The following is an 18,072-nucleotide window of genomic DNA, read 5'->3' as shown; positions in this document are numbered from 1 at the left end:
GGTCAGTCCAGCAGCAGGACCTTGGCCAGGACGATCTTCGGCCCTTTCATCTTCTTGATGATGATCCGCAAGCCTTCAACTTCCAGCACTTCCTCTTCTTCCGGCACCCGCTTGAGGGTGTCGTAGATCAGGCCGGCCAGGGTTTCCGCTTCGATATGGTCCAGGTCCACGCCCAGCAGGCGTTCGACCTTGAACAGCGGCGTGTCGCCACGCACCAGCAGCTTGCCCGGCTGGTAGGCGAGGATGCCGCGTTCGGCCTTGCGGTGTTCGTCCTGGATGTCGCCCACCAGCACTTCCAGCACGTCTTCCATGGTCAGGTAGCCGATGATCTTGCCGTCGGCTTCTTCCACCAGGGCGAAGTGCGCGCCGCCTTTGCGGAACTGCTCCAGCAGCTGCGACAACGGCATGTGCCGCGACACGCGCTCAAGCGGGCGGGTCAGCTCGGCCAGGTTGAACGACTCGGGGATGTGGTCCAGGGCTGCCAGTTCCAGCAGCAGGTCCTTGATGTGCAACAGGCCGACGAATTCGTTACGCACCGCGTCATACACCGGGTAGCGGCTGAATTTGTGGCGGCGGAACAGCGCGAGGATTTCCTTGAGCGGGGCGTTGAAGTCCAGGGTGACCAGGTCTTCCCGGGAGTTGGCCCAGTCGACCACTTCCAGTTCGCCCATTTCCACGGCCGAGGCCAGTACGCGCATGCCTTGGTCGCTGGGGTCCTGGCCACGGCTGGAGTGCAGGATCAGCTTGAGCTCTTCGCGGCTGTAATGGTGCTCATGGTGCGGGCCAGGCTCGCCCTGGCCGGCGATCCGCAGGATGGCGTTGGCGCTGGCGTTGAGCAGGTAGATCGCCGGGTACATGGCCCAGTAGAACAGGTACAGCGGCACCGCCGTCCACAGCGACAACAGCTCGGGCTTGCGGATGGCCCAGGACTTGGGCGCCAGCTCACCGACCACGATGTGCAGGTAGGAAATCACGAAGAACGCCGCAAAGAACGACACGCCCTTGATCACTTCCGGCGACTCGACGCCCACGGCGCCCAGCAATGGCTCAAGAATGTGCGCAAACGCCGGCTCACCGACCCAGCCCAGGCCGAGGGAGGCGAGGGTGATACCCAGCTGGCAGGCCGACAGGTAGGCGTCGAGCTGGCTGTGTACGGTGCGCAGGATCTGCCCGCGCCAGCCGTTGGTGTGGGCGATGGCCTCGACCCGGGTGGAGCGCAGTTTGACCATGGCAAATTCCGCCGCAACGAAGAAACCGTTGAGCAGTACCAGGACCAGTGCAAAAAGAATCATGCCGAAGTCGGCGAAGAGTGTGGCGAGGGTGATACCAGGGGAAGGGTCCATGATGGGGTTTTGCAGGTTCCGTGTGTTCAATTAAGGGGTGGCAGGTGAGCCGCAAAAGCGGGCGCAGGTCGGCCAATGTAGCGGCTGATGGGGCGCTTGCCTAGTGGCTGCTGCCGGGTGGGACATGGAATGGGTCTTTGAAAGCGATGCAAATCCACTGTGGGAGCTGGCTTGCCTGCGATAGCGGTGTACCCGTTACCGATGTGTTTACTGATATACCGCTATCGCAGGCAAGCCAGCTCCCACATTTAGTCCTGTGTCGCCTGTGGGTTATTCATCGGTACTGAGGACGCGCGAGCGGGTCACCTGCGACGGCGGGAAATGGCAGGTAAACGTGCTGCCATGGCCCAGCACGCTGCTGATCTCCAGGCGCGCGCGGTGGCGCAACAACACGTGCTTGACGATGGCCAGACCGAGCCCGGTGCCGCCGGTGTTGGAGTTACGGCTGGAGTCGACGCGGTAGAAGCGCTCGGTCAGGCGCGGCAGGTGCTTGGCGTCGATGCCGATGCCGGAATCCTGCACGCTCAAATGCGCGCCCTGGTCGTCGGCCCACCAGCGGATGCGGATGGTGCCCTTGTCCTGGGTGTACTTGACGGCGTTGAACACCAGGTTGGAAAACGCGCTGCGCAATTCGCCTTCGCTGCCCTTGAGCAAGACCTGCGGGTCGGCTTCCAGGGTGATCTGCTGGCCGCGTTGGCCGGACAGCGCCTGGGCGTCGTTCTTGATGGTCTGCAACAGGCTCTGCGCGGCCACCGGTTGGTTGTCCGACGGATAGTCGGTCGCCTCCAGCTTGGCCAGCAGCAACAGGTCGTTGAGCAGGGTCTGCATGCGTGAACCCTGCTGCTGCATTTGTTGCAGCGCGCGGCTCCAGCGCGGGTTGATCTCGTCGACGTTGTCCAGCAGCGTCTCCAGGTAGCCGCAGATCACCGTCAGCGGTGTGCGCAACTCGTGGGAGACGTTGGCGACGAAGTCTTTGCGCATCTGTTCCAGCTGATGGATGCGGGTCACGTCGCGTACCAGCATCAGGTGCTCGTTGTTGCCGTAGCGCGTCAGGTACAGCTGGATGCGCACGCGGTCGTTGGTGGGCGAGGGGATTTCCAGGGCTTCTTCGTAGTTGTCCTGCTCGAAGTATTCCTTGAAGCGCGGGTGGCGCACCAGGTTGGTCACCGGCTGGCCGCTGTCCTGGGGTGTCTTCAGGCCCAACAGGGTTTCGGCGGCGCGGTTCCACCATTCCAGGTTGCCGTCGCTGTCGAGCATGATTACCGCGTCTTTCAGCGCCGCAGTGGACTCCTGCACCCGGTCGATCACCGCTTGCAGGCGCCCGCGTACCCGTTGGTCGCGGCGTTGCAGGTGGTAGATGCTGTCGAACACCTCGCCCCACAGGCCGTAGCCGTCGGGTGGCGCTTCGTCGGGTTTGTGCTGGCGCAGCCATTCATGCAGGCGCAGCAATTGCTTGAGGGTCCAGCCCAGGTACAGGCCGAGGCCGATGGCCAGGCTCCAGCCGTAGTAGCCGCTGATCAGGCCTACCAGCAGGCAGCCGGTGACCAGCAGGAGCATGTGGCGGATCAGGGTGCCATGCCAGTTTTGGTTCACTTGAACATGCGTCCTTGTCAGCTGTTTAAGTCAAGAAAAGCGGCTGGCTCAGCCCTTGGTGGAGAACCGGTAGCCAGTACCGCGCACGGTTTGTACCAGATTCTCGTAGGCATCGCCCAAGGCTTTGCGCAGGCGACGGATATGCACATCCACGGTGCGCTCTTCCACATACACGTTGCCGCCCCAGACCTGGTCGAGCAGCTGGCCACGGGTGTAGGCGCGTTCCTGGTGGGTCATGAAGAATTGCAGCAGGCGGTATTCGGTGGGGCCCATCTCGGCCGGCGTGCCGTCGATGGTCACGCGGTGGCTGATGGGGTCGAGGATCAGGCCGCCGACTTCAATCGGCGCTTCGCCATCGGTCGGGCCGGCGCGGCGCAGTACGGCTTTCAGGCGCGCGACCAGCTCACGTGGGGAAAATGGCTTGGTGATGTAGTCATCGGCGCCGACTTCCAGGCCCTGAATCTTGTTGTCCTCTTCGCCCTTGGCGGTGAGCATGATGATCGGGATATCCCCGGTCAGCTCGTCACGCTTGAGGCGGCGGGCCAGCTCGATGCCGGACGTGCCGGGCAGCATCCAGTCGAGCAGGATCAGGTCCGGCTTGCGGTCGACGATAATGGCATGGGCCTGCTGGGAGTTCTCTGCCTCCAGGCAGTCGTAGCCGGCCATTTCCAACGCAACGGCGATCATCTCGCGGATGGGCGCTTCGTCGTCAACGATCAGAATGCTCCTGCCAACCATGCCTAAATCCTCTTGTCATTTAACTGTCTTGCGCCGCATTAGATAACGGAATTATTGCAGTCGTGTGACAGTAATTTAGTCGCTTGGGCAATCCGCGTCTCTCTGGACTACGCTTTGGGTCCGAATCCTGACAACCAAAAAAGGAAGGTTCCGATGACTTACCGCACTGTTTCCTGGAAAGCCCTGTTGGTAACGGCCGCGTTGACGCTGCCGACCCTGGCCTTCGCAATGGACCCGGCGATGACCAAAGACGGGATGCTGGTGGATCACAAAGGGATGACGCTCTACACCTTCGACAAGGATGCCGATGGCAAGTCCGTGTGCAAGGACCAGTGCGCGACGAACTGGCCGCCGTTGAAGGCTGAGTCCACCGACAAGCCGATGGGGGATTGGACGGTGATCACCCGTGATGACCAGACCAGCCAGTGGGCTTACAAAGGCAAGCCGGTGTACACCTATAAGGATGACATGAAGGCCGGGGACAAGACCGGGGATGGCAAGGGTGGGGCGTGGCATGTGATCAAGCCTTGAGCCCGAGGCGCGGCTAAAAGCATCGCGGGCAAGCCCGCTCCCACATTTGAAGGTGTTCGCAATTCAAACTGTGGGAGCGGGCTTGCCCGCGATGGCGTCAGAACAATCAGCGCAACCCGTAATCCAGCACAATCCCGACAAAAATCGCCAACCCCGCCCAGTGGTTATGCAGGAACGCCTTGAAGCACTTCAGCCGATCCCTGTCCCGCGTGTACCAGAACTCCCAGGCAAAACAGCCCGCCGCGGCAACCAGGCCCAAGTGGAACCAGCCCCCCAGCTCAAACCGCGCGCCCGCCAGCAACAGGCACACCAGCGCCAACCCCTGTAGAGTCAGGATGATCACGCGATCCGCATCGCCAAACAGAATGGCCGTGGACTTCACGCCGATCTTCAAGTCGTCGTCGCGGTCGGTCATGGCGTAATAGGTGTCATAACCCACCGTCCACAACAGGTTGGCGATATACAGCAGCCACGCGGTGGCGGGCAGGCTGCCGGTCTCGGCGGTGAATGCCATCGGCATGCCCCAGGAAAACGCCGCACCCAACACCACCTGCGGGTAATAGGTGTAGCGCTTCATGAACGGGTAACTCGCCGCCAGCGCCAGGCCGCCGAGGGACAGCAGGATGGTGCTGGCATTGGTCAGCAGTACCAGCAGGAAACTGATGCCCATCAGCACGGCAAAAAACACCAGGGCCTCTTTCGAGCTGATCTTGCCGCTCACCAGCGGACGCTGCTCGGTGCGTTTCACATGGCCGTCGACCTTGCGGTCGGCCCAGTCATTGATGACGCAGCCGCCGGCACGGGTGAGCACCACGCCGAGCACGAAAATCACGATATTGAGCAAAGACGGCGAGCCCTTGCCGGCGATCCACAGCGCCCATAACGTCGGCCACAGCAGCAGATAGATGCCGATGGGCTTGTCCATGCGCGTCAGCTGGATGAAATCCCACGCCCTGGGGTTCAGGTGGTTCAAGGACTTGAGCAGACGTTGATACATCAGCAGTTCTCCGGGTGGGCATGCAAGGCATGCCAGAAGCTCGGCAAGAAGATTTCCGCGACCAATACGCTCAAGGCCCCGCGATCAAAACGCGAGCGCCGACCCCACAGCCCGTCGGCCTGATCGGCGCTTGGCAACCAGTGGCGCGGGTAATGGCACACCTCGATCGCCTGGCGGGTGAACGCCTGGTCGCAGAACAGCAATTCGCCCAGCGAGCGGCTGCCCAGCTCATCCATGTGCAGCCCATCACCTTGCAACGCACTGCGCGACGCCACGCTGCGGGCAAACACCCAGGGCTGGCCTTGCCCGCGCAAATACACTTCGCGTACCCAGCCGACGGTGGCTGGCGCGAGCCCGAGGGCGGCGCATTCGTCGTCCCGCAGCGGCTGCCAGCCTTCGAACAGTGGCGTCACGCTGAAGCCGTCCCGGGACAGCCACGTCAGCCGGCGCGTCAGCGAGTCTTCGTTGAACAGCCAATTGACGGTCAGGGGCGCCGGCATTGGGCGCAGAAGGCTCTGGGTCAGCCATTGGCAAGCATCGGAAAGGGCGATTGAGTGCGGCACGGTGAGTCAGTATTGGCAGCAAAAGAGGCGGCGAGCTTACCATGGCACCCTGGGCTTTTGCCGGGGTGGGCCGGCCGTTTGCGTCGATCATGCTTGCATCTGCACGCCCCGATCAGTACAAAACGCCCTGAGCCGTACGGCAACGCTGGATCTATCGACCGTCGGCCAAGAGGCCTGGACCCTGAGGAAGCAAGTAATGAAGAAGTGGCAATGTGTAGTCTGCGGCCTGATCTACGACGAGAAAGACGGCTGGCCGGATGACGGAATCCTGCCTGGCACCCGTTGGGAAGACGTCCCGGAAGATTGGCTGTGCCCGGACTGCGGCGTGGGCAAGATGGATTTCGAAATGATCGAAATCGGTTAATTTTTAAGCAAATAAACCTACTACAAGGAGAAGGGCATGAACGCACCTGTCGTGATCATCGGCACCGGATTGGCCGGCTACAACCTGGCCCGGGAGTTTCGCAAGCTCGACAGCGAGACCCCATTGCTGCTGATCACCGCGGATGACGGCCGCTCCTACTCCAAGCCCATGCTCTCCACCGGTTTTGGCAAGAACAAGGATGCCGATGGCCTGAGCATGGCTGAACCTGGCGCCATGGCCGAGCAACTCAAGGCCGAAGTGCGCACCCACACCCGCATCAGCGGCATCGACCCGGGCCACAAGCGCCTGTGGATCGGCGAGGAGGCGGTGGCCTATCGCGACCTGATCCTGGCCTGGGGCGCCGAAACCGTGCGTGTGCCGGTGGAAGGCGATGGAGCTGAGCTGATTTTCCCGATCAATGACCTGGAAGACTACGCGCGCTTTCGCGCCGCAGCGGCCGGCAAGCGCCGCGTGCTGCTGCTCGGTGCCGGCCTGATCGGCTGCGAGTTCGCCAATGACCTGATCCTCGGCGGCTACGAGATCGACCTGGTGGCGCCGTGCGAGCAAGTCATGCCGACCCTGCTGCACCCGGCGGCTGCCGCTGCGGTGCAGGCTGGCCTGGAAGGCCTCGGCGCGCGTTTCCACCTGGGCCCGGTGCTCAACCGCTTGCAGCGCAGCGCTGGTGGCCTGGAAGCGCACCTGTCGGACGGCGAAGTGATCCACTGTGACCTGGTGGTCTCGGCCATCGGCCTGCGTCCACGGGTCGACCTCGCCGCCGCCGCCGGCTTGCAGACCGGCCGCGGGGTCACGGTAGACCGCCACCTCAAGACCTCCCACGCGAATATCTACGCCCTGGGCGACTGCGCCGAGGTCGATGGCCTGAACCTGCTGTACGTGATGCCACTGATGAGCTGCGCCCGCGCCCTGGCCCAGACGTTGGCCGGCAATGCGACGGCGGTCAGCTACGGGCCAATGCCCATCACCGTGAAAACCCCGATCTGCCCGCTGGTGGTTTCGCCACCGCCACGGGGCAGCGAAGGCGTGTGGAGCGTCGAAGGCCAGGGTGCCGATATCAAGGCGCTGTGCCGCGACGCCAGCGGCCGCCTGCTGGGTTATGCGCTGACCGGCGGCGCTGTCATGGACAAACTGGCCCTGAACAAAGAACTTCCACCGTTGCTGGCGTAAATAGCGGTCGTTCTGTCGGAATCAGCACGTTCCTACCCCCAGAAAGGTCGCCGCGACACTGGCGCAGCGTCGGAGGGCATGCCATCCTCACTCCCGTCTGCCGCAGAGTAGAGCCTGCGGCGCCTTGGGCGCTGCTCCGTTAGAGAGCAGCACGGACATAACAACAAAAAACCGTCAAAGAGGCTTCACTCATGCGTAAACCAGAACTCGCAGCCGCCATCGCTGAAAAAGCGGATCTCACCAAAGAACAGGCCAACCGCGTCCTCAACGCCGTTCTCGAAGAAATCACCGGCGCCCTGCACCGCAAGGACAGCGTCACCCTGGTTGGCTTCGGCACCTTCCTGCAACGCCATCGCGGCGCCCGCACCGGCAAGAACCCGCAAACCGGCGAGCCGGTGAAGATCAAGGCCAGCAACACCGTTGCGTTCAAGCCGGGCAAGTCGCTCAAAGACAGCGTCAACCCGTAATAGCGGTATCGCCTCGAAGGGAGGCGGGGTGGTAGAAAAAATGGGCACGCCGACTGGGTCGGGTGCCCATTTTTGTTGGGGCAAAGCAAGTCGGTGTTCAGGTTCATATGCACGTTTAAATGGCTTGAGCAGACGGGGGTTGCAACGGCTTGTATTCGTCTTGGTGCGTTTTTTTTTAAATGCCGGAACCTCTATGTGTGAACGCTCACTTAAAGGTTGAGGTTGCAGGAAGCACTCTCTCAATCGAATTTAAGAGGTGTCGTTATGAAACTGTCTGATCAGCCGTATACCCATTTGCAGATCCCGTCGGCTCAACCCGGCACTCAGGGGGGCAAAGCGCCGATAGTTACAGATAAACAGCAGGACGTTGCGAGCGGCTTGAGAGTTGAACGCGATTTGGGTAATGAGAGCGGGCGTTCTTCCCAGTATCCGATGGCGAGTGAAGAGGAGGTGCAAGCGAGGTCTAAGCGCGCTAGCTCTGTTTTTTTCAATAACCCGAAGACAAAGGCACCTAAGAAAAAGCCGCCAGCGAATACCAAGCCACCAGCGGAGACTAAGCCGCCAGCGAATACCAAGCCACCAGCGGAGACTAAGCCGCCGGCGAATACCAAGCCACCAGCGGAGACTAAGCCGCCGGCGAATACCAAGCCACCAGCGGAGACTAAGCCGCCAGCGAATACCAAACCGCCAGCGGGGACTAAGCCACCATCGACGAAACCACCCAAGCCTGCGGGTGGGCCAAATGGGTCGAACGATGCCGTCAATAGCTCGAAAACAATTTCCGATTTGCACAAAAAAAATGTGCTTCCGCCAATATCGAGTGAGCTCGCCAGCGGTGCTCGTAGCGCGTTTATAAATCATGGCGTAAGCACACTTACTGGTTTGCCCTTTACCGCCGGGGAGCATATAGCTTCTCGCGCCATAACGGACAGGATTGACGCACAAGCCAAAATGCCGGGCGCTGAAAAAAGGAACGCAGACGGTAGGGTAAGCACCAACGATCCTTCCGCGACGGAACAGCAAAAATTAGACGCACGTCTTGAAAGCGCTGAAATAAAAACGGAAGTAATGGTCAACAGCATACTCTCCATTAATGAGGGGCCGGATGCCAAGGCGGTGGGTAAGGATCCTGGCGCGGCAACTGATGTTGACTCACGCTTGAACGCTCTTGAAAGCAGGATGAATGCCACAGAAGACCAGATGAAAGAAATCGCGAAACGATACGGGCTTATCTACGACCCCTATGTGGCGCCGGAGTCATCGGAAACGCCGACGGCAGCGTCTCGTATGGCGGTCGTTGAGAAGCGCTATGAGCACATGAACAAAATGCTGAAGCGGCTGATAAGAAACGCGCAAGCAGATGCAGAAGATGCTGAATAAATAGGGATAAAGGGGGCGGATTTATTTGGTCTATAAAAAGAATGGTAAATAAATCAGCCCCATGTATCCATGATAATTTTCAGGCCGGGTTTTAATTTATTCTGGGCTCTTCAGCTGTGCTGCCGGTAACGTTTGCACTTCCTGAGGTATGGCGGCGTAAATATTTTCTACGGGCTCTGATAGATGTATTGGGAGAGCGTCAAATATTTCCTTCACGGCTCGTTCATGATAGGCAAGGTATTGTTCATGACTCGTTGGATCTTCATTGATGGGCTGATGAGGCATTTTCAAAGAGTAGCTGACTGTTTTATTTCTTTTCGACACTTCAGGTCCCATGATTTTGAGGTCCGTTAAGTCAGCCATGCTGGAGTCTTTTGAACTCAGCCAATAGTTGTCGCCCTATTTTTTATCGAATTCCTCGGTGTCGACTATTCGATGTTCCAATTGTTCACGAATAATCCGGCTAACGAGGTGCGATACAAAAAATACAGCGCCAGGATCTGGGAACAGGCCGCCGATAGCGAGAGGGAATGGGGTGCGCATTATTGACCTCTTCTATTTGCCGCAGAGCGGTTCAGGACCTTTATAGCTTTTTCTATATCCTTCGGGAATTTGACCACCTGTTTTTTCGAAGTGAGCGTCCAATTTCGCCGTTTCAATGGTCTTCGCTGCCTGGGTCGAACTTATACCGCTTTGCACAACAGTTCCCTTGATCGTTTTTCCAGGATTTAGACGTTCTAGTTTTTCTACCTGCTGGTGAAGCCTGGTCGGGTCGCCGCTAGATTTTGTCACGCGGTTCATATCGGCCTTGTCGTATTTGTGCAGCTCACCATCTATTCGAATCTCATAGACGCCAAAATTACCTACGGCCCCGTGGGTATTCAGATTGATCAGCCCCCATGGATCAATCCATGAAATAGGGTTGGGTGCGTACTTGTAGAGGTTGATCCCCCCACCAACCCAATCGGATCCGGTGCAGCATACCGCGCCACATCCGGATCATAAAACCTGAACGTATTGAAATGCAGCCCCGTCTCCCGGTCCAGATACTGCCCCCGAAACCGCGGGTTCTGTCCTCGATGTAATACGGCTCGCGCACTTCCTCCAGCGTGTTGGCCCACACCCGATAAGTCGCCCGCCAGACCTCATGCCCATCCGCTTGGGTGAGCTGTTCCGGCAACCCATTCAGGTAAATAAATCAGTCCCCTTTACCTCGGGCGGGTTCGTTTGATGCATGAATATTGTTGTGTTTTCTTGTTTAGGTATCCTGTGCCACTCTAGAGGAACTCATGGTTTTTTTGTCAGATAATTATTTCAAATACGACTTTGTTGAGGCGATTTTTTACTTGGTAGATGCCTTCAGACAGTTCTGCGCTTTTAAATAGGTCACTTCGATCAATATAGCCGGGAAGCTCATGCATCCAGATTTTGCGTTGTGTTGAATTGTGTACTTCGCAGTACCAACCTTCACCAACCTCAGCATTCAACGTTCTGAAAGCGTTGACTTTGTACTTTTTGTCTTTACTGGTTTTTGAAAGCTTTTTAATTGGAGTGTCTAGCTCAAAGTGGGTTTCCAATACGGCTTCGGCGGTCGAGTTTATAAGCTCGGTCGCCATAGAGTTGGATTCTTTTCTTTCTGCAATCACGATGAGTGCGCGACGTAGCGTCTCTAGCAGCAGCTTGTCTTGGTTGAAACGATCGAGAGAGAGAAAACGTTTGAAGTCGAAGTCTTCTACAAAGATATTTGTCACACCCAAGACATTATCAAATAGATCTTCGTCGCCACGAGGGCCTAGTGACACAACTATTTTGCTGCTGCCGTTTATTTCGGCTTTTGGCAGCAAGGCCATGAATATCTGGGTGATGTGGTGGCTCATTTGACGTATCTGAATGCCGTCCGTCAGGGCAGAAGCTTCACTTTCTTGCAGAATAAGCATATTTAGATTCATTGCGGCGTTCACTTCAAAAAACTAACGGTTATCAGGCGTGCCGTATAATTTAAGGTAGCCATCTCTCGTGTCAACCTGCGGTAGCGGGTTTCTGTGGATCGGCGACGGCATGTTGCCGTTGTTTCTCGCCGCGTGTTTGTCTGTAATTTTCTGTTCGGTAGCTTTGGCTTGAAGTCGAGTTTTGTTCTTCTCAACAATCACCGCCTTGTAGCGCCCTGCTTGGGGTTTATTGAGCGCATTGACCTGCTGGTTGGCGCGAGGTGATGTGCCATTCTTGTTTAACGGCCGCCCACTGATTCCCGGTTTCATCATTCGCCCTGTCTTCGTATCAACGATGACATAGACGTGATTAGGGTTTTTGCTCGAGTGGCTGTTGCCGTGGACTTTTCCATTGCCTGCACACGTAAGACCTAACGGATCGACCCAGGCAAAGGGGTTGTCGGCATAAGTGTAGGCATTGATCCCCCCCGCCAACCCAATCGGATCCGGCGTAGTAAACCGCCCCACATCCGGATCATAAAACCTGAACGTATTGAAATGCAGCCCCGTCTCCCGATCCAGATACTGCCCCTGAAACCGCAGGTTCTGCTCTTCGATGTAATACGGCTCGCGCACCTCCTCCAGCGTGTTGCCCCACACCCGATAAGTCGCCCGCCAGACGTCATGCCCATCCGCTTCGGTGAGCTGTTCCGGCAAGCCGTTCAGGTCGTTGTGGTAGTAGCGAATCTTCTGCAACGGCCCCGTACCGTCAACCCGGGCCAAGGGCTCGTGGCCTTCGTCCTGATAGATATACAGGCTGGTCTGGCTGTGCCGGTGCTCCTGCAACAACCGCAGGCCATCCCACACGAACCGCGTTTCCCCTAGCGGATAGCCGTCGCTGCCATGCTCGGTTTTCCCGATGCGCCGGCCCAACGGGTCGTAGGTCATCCTGACCACGCTGCCGTTGTCATTGCGTACTTCGATCAGCCGGCTTTCGGCGTCATAGGCAAAGCGTTGCACGCCCCGCGCGGCACTGCGTTTTTCAATGGTGCGGCCGAACGCATCGTAGCGATAACGTTTGTCCTGATAGGTCAGCAGTTTGTTATGCACCACCAGCCCAGCGCCCGGCTGCGGCCCGTCGAGCAGGTTGGCGGCGGCGTCGTAGGCGAAGGTCTCGCGCTGGCCGTGCAGGCTGTCTTGGCTGGCGATAATGCGGCCGGTGGCGTCGTAGTGCAGGAGTTGGCGGTGTTGCGCGGCGGGTTGTTGGTCGAGCTTGCCGATCAGGTTGTCGGCGGGGTCGTACTCGAAATGTTTTTGCGCCGCAGCGGGCAGCAAGGACGGCGGCTGGCTGGCGTGGCGGCGTTGGCGTGAGCGCAGGCGGCCGCTGCGGTCGTATTCGCTGCGGGTACTGAGCTGGCCTTGGGTGCGCAGCACTTCGCGGTGCAGGCGATCGCGTTCAAAGTCGCTGATGACCTGGCCGTCGAGGTTGATCTGGTGCAGGTGGCCACTGCCGTAGTGCAGGCGATTGAGCCAGCGACCGTCGGGCAGTCGGCTCTGGATCAGGTTGCCCAGCTCGTCGTAGTGGTGGTTCAGGTCGCCCGCTGCGCTTTGTTCGCACAGCAGTTGGCCGAGGGCATCGTAGGCAAAGCCCAGGGCTTGGGTGTTGCCGTTCAAGTCGGTGAAGGTTACGGCGGTGAGTTGATCCACCGCATCGTAGGCGTAGTCGGTGCGGCCATCGTCGGTGGCCTTGGCGATCAGGCGGCCAACCGCATCGCGTTCCAGCTGATGGACGATGGGAGCGGGCGGGGTTTCGGGGACTACCGCCAGACCGTTGCCGTGAGGGGCCGGAACAGCAGTCACTGCGATCACATTATTCAGTGGGTCGTAACCGTAACGCTTGGCGCTGCCGTCGAGATCTTGCTGTTCTGTCAGCCTGTCCCCGGCATCCCAGGCAAACCGGTAGCGCTCGCCGTTCTCGTTGATCAGCGCTTGCAGCCGCCCATAGCTGTCATAACCGAACTGCACCTGTCGGCCGTGGGCATCAGTACGCTGGCGGACCTGGCCGCGACGGTTGTGCTGATAGAGCGTGGTGTGCCCGGCCGGGTCGGTGTAACCCACCAGTTGCCCGCTGACGTCACGCTGGTATTGCTCGGTGCGCCCGTCCGGCAGTTGGCTGCCGAGCAGGCGGCCCTGGGCGTCATAGTTGAACAAGGTGCGCTCGCCGAGGGCGTCCGTGATCACCTGCAAGTTGCCGCGCGCGTCGTAGCCAAAGCGGGTTGGATAGCCCGAGCAATCAACGTGTTCCACCAACTGCCCGAACGGGTTCCAGCGCAGCTTTTTGCTTTTGCCGGTGGCGTCGATGATTTCCACCGGCTGGCCGTGGTCGTCATAGCGGTAGCGGGTGACATGGCCCAGCGGATCGGTTTCGGCGATGCAGTTGCCACGCGGGTCGTAGCGATACTGCCAACTGTTGTCGGCCGCGTCGGTTTCCACCTGCGGCAAGGCCCAATGCTCCAGCCACAACGTCGAATCGCTGCGCCCCAACGGGTCACGCTCGCCGATCAGATTACCGGCCTCGTCATAGCTGTATTCATAACGCCCACCCTGCGGATCGGTGGCGCTGAGCAATTGGCGTTCGTCGTTCCACTCGAACAGCCAGGTCTGGCCGAGGTTGTCGCTGTACTGGATGATCTGGTGCTGCGTGTTCCACAAGCGGGTGCTGACGCGTTGCAAGCCATCGGTGATGCGCGTGAGGCCGGCCTGCAAGTCATAGTCGAACTGGTAAGCGTCGCCTTCATCGGTCCAATGGCGGACCACGCGCCATTCCAGGTTTTCCACCAACGCCCATTCGTAAAAACACCGTAACCCGGTCGGCAGTTGATGCTCGACCATCCGGCGGCCGTTGTCGTAGGCGAAGCGGCGTTGCACCTGATCAGTCGCGTCGCGTACTTCAGCCAGGCTCCCGGCCATGTCATAGCCGTAGCTGACCAGCACTTCACGACGCTGATCGGGATACACACGCTCGATGCGCGCCAATTGGCCCTGCTCACGAACCAGCTCAACCTGCACCAGATCGAACGTATCGCGCAGCCGTACCAGATGCTCGGCTTCGTCGTAGTCGAGGTAGATACGGTTGTCGTTACGATCACCCAACTGGCTCAGACGTAGCCGCGACGGGTTGGCCGCAGGCTCGAACAAGCGGTACAGGCCATCGTCGCTTTCGATCAGCAACTGCCCATTGAGGTGGCGGCGCACCGCGAGCCCTTCACCGGCGCTGAATACCGCGCCGCCCAAAGCAATCGAACCCATGTCGATTGCTCGGCCCTGCTCGTCGGTGTAGATCAGCGTTTCACCACCCTCTGGATGGGGGCGAATGTCGACGCACACGTCATAAACCACGCTCCAGCCTTTGCCGAACAGGCTGCCCGGGCGCTCATCGCGGCTGTTGTAGAACCGCTGCCAGGCAATCGGCAGGATGCCGGGCAGCACAAAATCCAGCTCTTCGACGTGCCCCAACACTTTTGCGCCGGTGGCCGCATGGACCGGGTTCGACGAGCCCATCGCCGCGTTCGCCATCGCCCCCATCGCACTGCTGACAGCCATCGACGTCGCGCCGCTGATCAGCATGCACGGCAGCTTGCTGAAGAACTTGCCCTTGCCGCCCTTGAGCATCAACAGCGCCGTCACCGCCAGCCCGACGCCCGGCGTCTTGCCGCTGCGAATCTCACGCACCACCACCGAGCCGCCGCCAATGGTCACGTTGGACGAGATCAGCCCCGAACCCACCACCGTCGCATCGCACGTACTGCGATCACCGCTGCGCACCGCCGGCTGGCCGTTGACCGTGACCTTGTCCGAACCCTCGGCCATGAACTGCGGCGGCATCGGCGGGTGCTTCATGCACACCACCAGGTCCAGCGGCTTGGGCACCGCGCCTGGCGCCGGCGTGGCGACGGTGGGGCGCCACATCTGCGAGAAGAAACTCTCGGCCATGTCCAGGTAGCCCGGCTCTGGTGCCGGCTCTTCCAGCTCGGTGCCGGCCGGCGCGACGTGGGAGCTGATCGCCCCGGCAGCGCGGGCGGCGGGGATGTTATTGGTCAGGGTGTTGGTGGAGCCGGTGAGAATGTTCGCCTGCACCGTGGGCGGAAACAGGGCGTTGCTAAAGCTCTCGCATAAATTCGACAGGCCTTTGTCCGCCCCCGTCTTGCTCATGGCCAGCCCGACAATCGTGCCCACCACCGCGCCCAGCAGGAAGCAGCCAAGCCCGCCCGTGGCCACGGTGATACCGGTGGCGGCCACCACCGCAGCGGTTGCCACGGCGGTGATCGCAATATTGGCCGCCACCTCCAGCACACCGCCGAGGATGTCGGCCATCATCGACGTGTGGGCGAGCGCGTCGCCCATGCGGGCCGCCCAAAGTGCGTCAGACATGCAGGCGGCTCATCAAAGGGCGTCGAACGACAGCGAGTTCTTGATCAACGCCCAGTGCGCTGCCTCGGCATCGCCGAGCTTTTCGGCCTTCACATAACTCAACGCGAGCATCTTGCGCGTGCCCGGCAACACCAGCGCCAATTGGTACTGGAACACCTTGTCATTGCCCTTGTTGAACTGGCTGCGCAGCTCGATGCCTTCGATTTCTTGAGCCGCGCCCAAACGCACCACCGTGCTCGGCTGGCAGCGCAAATCCTGCACCTGTTGCTCCAGGCGCTTGAGCTGGTCGGCGAAGTTGCTGTGCAGGGTTTCGCCCTCGGCCAAGAGGCTGCGACTGATGATCAGGGAAGTGCCCAGCTCAGGGAACTTGAGGATATTGATCGTCGCGTCCTGCAACTCGGCGGCCGGCAGTTGGAACTGGAATTCGTTGATTCGATACGTCATCGCAAACAGGTCTCGTCAGGAGCTTTTAGGCGTTGGGAACGCGGCGTTGATATTGGCGTCGATGCTGGCTTTAACGCCCTGGCCATCGGGGGTTGCGCCCGCGCCGCCGCCGTTGTTCAGGTGCAGCACGCCACCCGTGTTGAACTCGGCATCGCCGCTGGCGTAGAAGCTGATCTGCACGCCCGTCAGGTTGATCTGCCCGCTGGCATTCAACTCCAGGATGCTTTCACCGCAGACCAGGCGCAGGTTTTCGCCCACTTCGATGACGTAGCTCTGGCTGATGCTGTCCGTCTTGCGCTGGCCCACTGAGAGGATGTCTTCCTGCTTGACGATGCGCAGGCGGTTGTTGCCGATGGTCACTGTCTCGTTGTGGCCGATGCTCTTGTTGCGGTCATGCCCCACCGAATGGCTCTCATCCACTTCCACCACGATGTCCTGGTTACGCTCGGCATGGATGTACAGCTGCTCCAGGCCCTTCTTGTCCTCCATGCGGATTTCATTGAAGTTGGCCGGAGTGCCGCCCTTGCTGGAGCGGCTTTTCATGCCGCTTTGCGTGGCGTTTTCCGGCAAGTCGTAAGGCACCGTCTGCTCGGCGTTGTACACCCGCCCGGTGATGATCGGCCTATCGGGATCACCTTCCAGAAAACTCACAATCACTTCCTGGCCGATCCGTGGAATCTGCATCGAGCCCCAGTTCTTGCCGGCCCAGGATTGCGACACGCGAATCCAGCACGAGCTGTTTTCGTTGGATTGGTCGTGACGGTCCCAGTAGAAATGCACCTTCACGCGGCCGTACTGGTCGGTCCAGATTTCCTCGCCCTTGGGCCCCACCACCAGCGCGGTCTGCGGGCCTTTGACGATGGGCCGGTGGGTGCTGGCCAGCGGACGGAAGCTTTGCTGGGCATCGATGCAGTTCAGGCTGCTGCTGAACTGCGCCGCGCCCGAGCCGCTGCCGCTTTCCAGGCTCTCCTGGACGATGTGGTAGCGGATGCCGACGATCAGGTATTCGCGGTTCTGGTCCTGGCGACTGAAGCCGGTGAGGCTGAACAAATGGCCTGAGCCCAGGCCGCGCGCATTGCCGCTGAACTCGATCTGTTCATGCAGGGTTTGCAGGGCTTCGATGCGGGTGCGCGCGTAGTGTTCGCCGTCCTGGCTTTGCACGTAGGTGCCGGGGTAGTCGTACAGCGGATAGTCGCCGGCGGTGTGCGGGCGCGGCATCGCCGAGCGCACGTCGATGCTCGCGCTGGGGCGCTGGAAGTCGTAGTCGTTGAGCTCCAGCGAGCCCGGCTGCACCTGCTGCGCCAGGTGCCAGTTGTGCATATGGTCGCGTTCGCGCTGCTGCTCGTCCTTGGGGTAATACGGGATCGACGCGTAGCCCGGCACCGTGGTGTGGGCGCCGTAGGCGTCGGCCAGCACCAGCACATGGCGGTCCTGTTCATGGCGGAAGAAGTAGTAGATGCCTTCCTGTTCCATCAGGCGGCTGACGAAATCGAAGCTGGTCTCGCGGTACTGCACGCAGTATTCCCACTCGCGATACGGGCGGCTCAGGGCGTCTTCGAAGTCGGAGAAACCCAAGTCGCGAAACACCTGCTTGATGATCTGCGGGATGCTCAGGTTCTGGAAAATCCGACAGTCCGAGGTGCGACTCAACAGCCAGAACCACGGGCGCAGCACCACCTGGTAACTGGCGAACTGGCCCTGGTCGATATCCTGGCTACAGCGCGCGACGATGCCGTGGAAATGCCGCTCACCGCCGTCCGCCAGCTGCAGGCCGACGCTCATGGGTTTGCCGAGCAACTGGTTGAGGTCGATGTTGGCGTCCAGGGACGTCAGTTGCAGTTCATAGGTGAACAGCCGGCCCAGTTCCTCACCGCCGCCCATGGCATTGAGCAGCAGCACATCCGGCCCGAGGGGGCTGGTGATCTTGGCCAGGCGTGAGGCTTGGTTGAATAGCATCGGTTGTCCTGTAATACCTTTTTCACTGACGGAACTGGATCAAATGTGGGAGCTGGCTTGCCTGCGATAGCGGTCTGTCAGTGAAAAATCTGGGACTGACCCACCGCTATCGCGGGCAAGCCAGCTCCCACAATGACCGCATTCCACCAATA

Annotated in this window: 16 protein-coding genes and 1 pseudogene; 5 read left to right on the top strand and 12 right to left on the bottom strand. The window is 59.9% G+C overall.

Annotated elements, in window-relative coordinates:
• Window positions 1-2 precede the first annotated feature (2 nt).
• From PSH87_RS28065 to phoB, 3 genes are all read right to left on the bottom strand, one after another.
• A complete protein-coding gene (locus PSH87_RS28065; RefSeq protein WP_017738989.1) occupies window positions 3-1,343 on the bottom strand; it encodes a hemolysin family protein in 1,341 nt (446 codons plus the stop codon).
• A gap of 270 nt (window positions 1,344-1,613) precedes the next feature.
• Window positions 1,614-2,900: a phosphate regulon sensor histidine kinase PhoR gene (gene phoR / locus PSH87_RS28060; RefSeq protein WP_305434377.1), complete on the bottom strand. Its 1,287-nt coding sequence runs from the start codon at window positions 2,898-2,900 to the stop codon at window positions 1,614-1,616.
• An 84-nt stretch (window positions 2,901-2,984) separates the two neighbouring features.
• On the bottom strand, window positions 2,985-3,674 hold the full coding sequence (gene phoB, locus PSH87_RS28055) for a phosphate regulon transcriptional regulator PhoB (protein WP_003231714.1): 690 nt from the start codon (window positions 3,672-3,674) through the stop codon (window positions 2,985-2,987).
• 153 nt (window positions 3,675-3,827) lie between these two features.
• Between phoB and PSH87_RS28050 the strand changes: the two genes are divergently transcribed.
• A complete protein-coding gene (locus PSH87_RS28050; protein ID WP_305431876.1) occupies window positions 3,828-4,205 on the top strand; it encodes a hypothetical protein in 378 nt (125 codons plus the stop codon).
• A 106-nt stretch (window positions 4,206-4,311) separates the two neighbouring features.
• On the opposite strand, the gene ubiA is transcribed toward PSH87_RS28050, so the two are convergent.
• Together ubiA and PSH87_RS28040 are read right to left on the bottom strand one after the other, a co-directional pair.
• Window positions 4,312-5,202 (bottom strand): 4-hydroxybenzoate octaprenyltransferase, encoded by an 891-nt coding sequence (gene ubiA / locus PSH87_RS28045; RefSeq protein WP_017738986.1) that lies wholly within the window; start codon window positions 5,200-5,202, stop codon window positions 4,312-4,314.
• Window positions 5,202-5,765 (bottom strand): chorismate lyase, encoded by a 564-nt coding sequence (locus PSH87_RS28040; RefSeq protein ID WP_026137078.1) that lies wholly within the window; start codon window positions 5,763-5,765, stop codon window positions 5,202-5,204. Before PSH87_RS28040 ends, ubiA begins: the two co-directional genes overlap by 1 nt.
• Before the next feature lie 196 nt (window positions 5,766-5,961).
• Here PSH87_RS28040 and PSH87_RS28035 point away from each other — a divergent pair, with 196 nt between their 5' ends.
• The 4 genes from PSH87_RS28035 (at window position 5,962) to PSH87_RS28020 (ending at window position 9,161) form a co-directional block, all read left to right on the top strand.
• Entirely contained in the window at window positions 5,962-6,129 is a 168-nt protein-coding gene (locus tag PSH87_RS28035; RefSeq protein ID WP_015886569.1) for a rubredoxin, read from the top strand.
• A gap of 36 nt (window positions 6,130-6,165) precedes the next feature.
• A complete protein-coding gene (locus PSH87_RS28030) occupies window positions 6,166-7,314 on the top strand; it encodes an NAD(P)/FAD-dependent oxidoreductase (RefSeq protein ID WP_305431874.1) in 1,149 nt (382 codons plus the stop codon).
• A gap of 191 nt (window positions 7,315-7,505) precedes the next feature.
• Entirely contained in the window at window positions 7,506-7,781 is a 276-nt protein-coding gene (locus tag PSH87_RS28025) for an HU family DNA-binding protein (protein ID WP_003213368.1), read from the top strand.
• Window positions 7,782-8,045: 264 nt separating this feature from the next.
• Entirely contained in the window at window positions 8,046-9,161 is a 1,116-nt protein-coding gene (locus PSH87_RS28020) for a hypothetical protein (protein WP_305431873.1), read from the top strand.
• A gap of 96 nt (window positions 9,162-9,257) precedes the next feature.
• On the opposite strand, the gene PSH87_RS28015 is transcribed toward PSH87_RS28020, so the two are convergent.
• The 7 genes and pseudogenes from PSH87_RS28015 to PSH87_RS27985 all read right to left on the bottom strand — a co-directional run bounded on the left by PSH87_RS28015 (window position 9,258) and on the right by PSH87_RS27985 (window position 17,920).
• On the bottom strand, window positions 9,258-9,524 hold the full coding sequence (locus PSH87_RS28015; protein WP_305431871.1) for a hypothetical protein: 267 nt from the start codon (window positions 9,522-9,524) through the stop codon (window positions 9,258-9,260).
• 192 nt (window positions 9,525-9,716) lie between these two features.
• A complete protein-coding gene (locus PSH87_RS28010; RefSeq protein ID WP_256204504.1) occupies window positions 9,717-9,962 on the bottom strand; it encodes a hypothetical protein in 246 nt (81 codons plus the stop codon).
• A 93-nt stretch (window positions 9,963-10,055) separates the two neighbouring features.
• A pseudogene (locus PSH87_RS28005) lies at window positions 10,056-10,350 on the bottom strand (RHS repeat-associated core domain-containing protein); the annotation flags it as partial.
• A gap of 112 nt (window positions 10,351-10,462) precedes the next feature.
• A complete protein-coding gene (locus PSH87_RS28000; RefSeq protein WP_305431870.1) occupies window positions 10,463-11,098 on the bottom strand; it encodes a hypothetical protein in 636 nt (211 codons plus the stop codon).
• A gap of 33 nt (window positions 11,099-11,131) precedes the next feature.
• Window positions 11,132-15,520 (bottom strand): RHS repeat-associated core domain-containing protein, encoded by a 4,389-nt coding sequence (locus tag PSH87_RS27995; RefSeq protein ID WP_305431869.1) that lies wholly within the window; start codon window positions 15,518-15,520, stop codon window positions 11,132-11,134.
• Window positions 15,521-15,532: 12 nt separating this feature from the next.
• Window positions 15,533-15,964 (bottom strand): DcrB-related protein, encoded by a 432-nt coding sequence (locus PSH87_RS27990; RefSeq protein WP_017735727.1) that lies wholly within the window; start codon window positions 15,962-15,964, stop codon window positions 15,533-15,535.
• A gap of 15 nt (window positions 15,965-15,979) precedes the next feature.
• Window positions 15,980-17,920, bottom strand: a complete 1,941-nt coding sequence (locus PSH87_RS27985) for a type VI secretion system Vgr family protein (protein ID WP_305431866.1) — start codon at window positions 17,918-17,920, stop codon at window positions 15,980-15,982.
• Window positions 17,921-18,072 lie beyond the last annotated feature (152 nt).

The sequence above is a fragment of the Pseudomonas sp. FP453 genome, assembly GCF_030687495.1.
GTDB lineage: Bacteria > Pseudomonadota > Gammaproteobacteria > Pseudomonadales > Pseudomonadaceae > Aquipseudomonas.
The sequence above is the reverse complement of the archived record's forward strand: the minus strand, read 5'-3'. Positions and strand labels throughout refer to the sequence as shown.

Coding starts and splice junctions, on each gene's coding strand:
- PSH87_RS28065 (WP_017738989.1), bottom strand. CDS start 1,343: ATGGACCCTTCCCCTGGTATCACCCTCGCCACACTCTTCGCCGACTTC.
- PSH87_RS28050 (WP_305431876.1), top strand. CDS start 3,828: ATGACTTACCGCACTGTTTCCTGGAAAGCCCTGTTGGTAACGGCCGCG.
- PSH87_RS28035 (WP_015886569.1), top strand. CDS start 5,962: ATGAAGAAGTGGCAATGTGTAGTCTGCGGCCTGATCTACGACGAGAAA.
- PSH87_RS28010 (WP_256204504.1), bottom strand. CDS start 9,962: ATGAACCGCGTGACAAAATCTAGCGGCGACCCGACCAGGCTTCACCAG.
- PSH87_RS28000 (WP_305431870.1), bottom strand. CDS start 11,098: ATGCTTATTCTGCAAGAAAGTGAAGCTTCTGCCCTGACGGACGGCATT.
- PSH87_RS27990 (WP_017735727.1), bottom strand. CDS start 15,964: ATGACGTATCGAATCAACGAATTCCAGTTCCAACTGCCGGCCGCCGAG.
- PSH87_RS27985 (WP_305431866.1), bottom strand. CDS start 17,920: ATGCTATTCAACCAAGCCTCACGCCTGGCCAAGATCACCAGCCCCCTC.
- PSH87_RS28025 (WP_003213368.1), top strand. CDS start 7,506: ATGCGTAAACCAGAACTCGCAGCCGCCATCGCTGAAAAAGCGGATCTC.
- PSH87_RS28015 (WP_305431871.1), bottom strand. CDS start 9,524: ATGGCTGACTTAACGGACCTCAAAATCATGGGACCTGAAGTGTCGAAA.
- ubiA (WP_017738986.1), bottom strand. CDS start 5,202: ATGTATCAACGTCTGCTCAAGTCCTTGAACCACCTGAACCCCAGGGCG.
- PSH87_RS28030 (WP_305431874.1), top strand. CDS start 6,166: ATGAACGCACCTGTCGTGATCATCGGCACCGGATTGGCCGGCTACAAC.
- phoB (WP_003231714.1), bottom strand. CDS start 3,674: ATGGTTGGCAGGAGCATTCTGATCGTTGACGACGAAGCGCCCATCCGC.
- PSH87_RS27995 (WP_305431869.1), bottom strand. CDS start 15,520: ATGTCTGACGCACTTTGGGCGGCCCGCATGGGCGACGCGCTCGCCCAC.
- phoR (WP_305434377.1), bottom strand. CDS start 2,900: ATGCTCCTGCTGGTCACCGGCTGCCTGCTGGTAGGCCTGATCAGCGGC.
- PSH87_RS28020 (WP_305431873.1), top strand. CDS start 8,046: ATGAAACTGTCTGATCAGCCGTATACCCATTTGCAGATCCCGTCGGCT.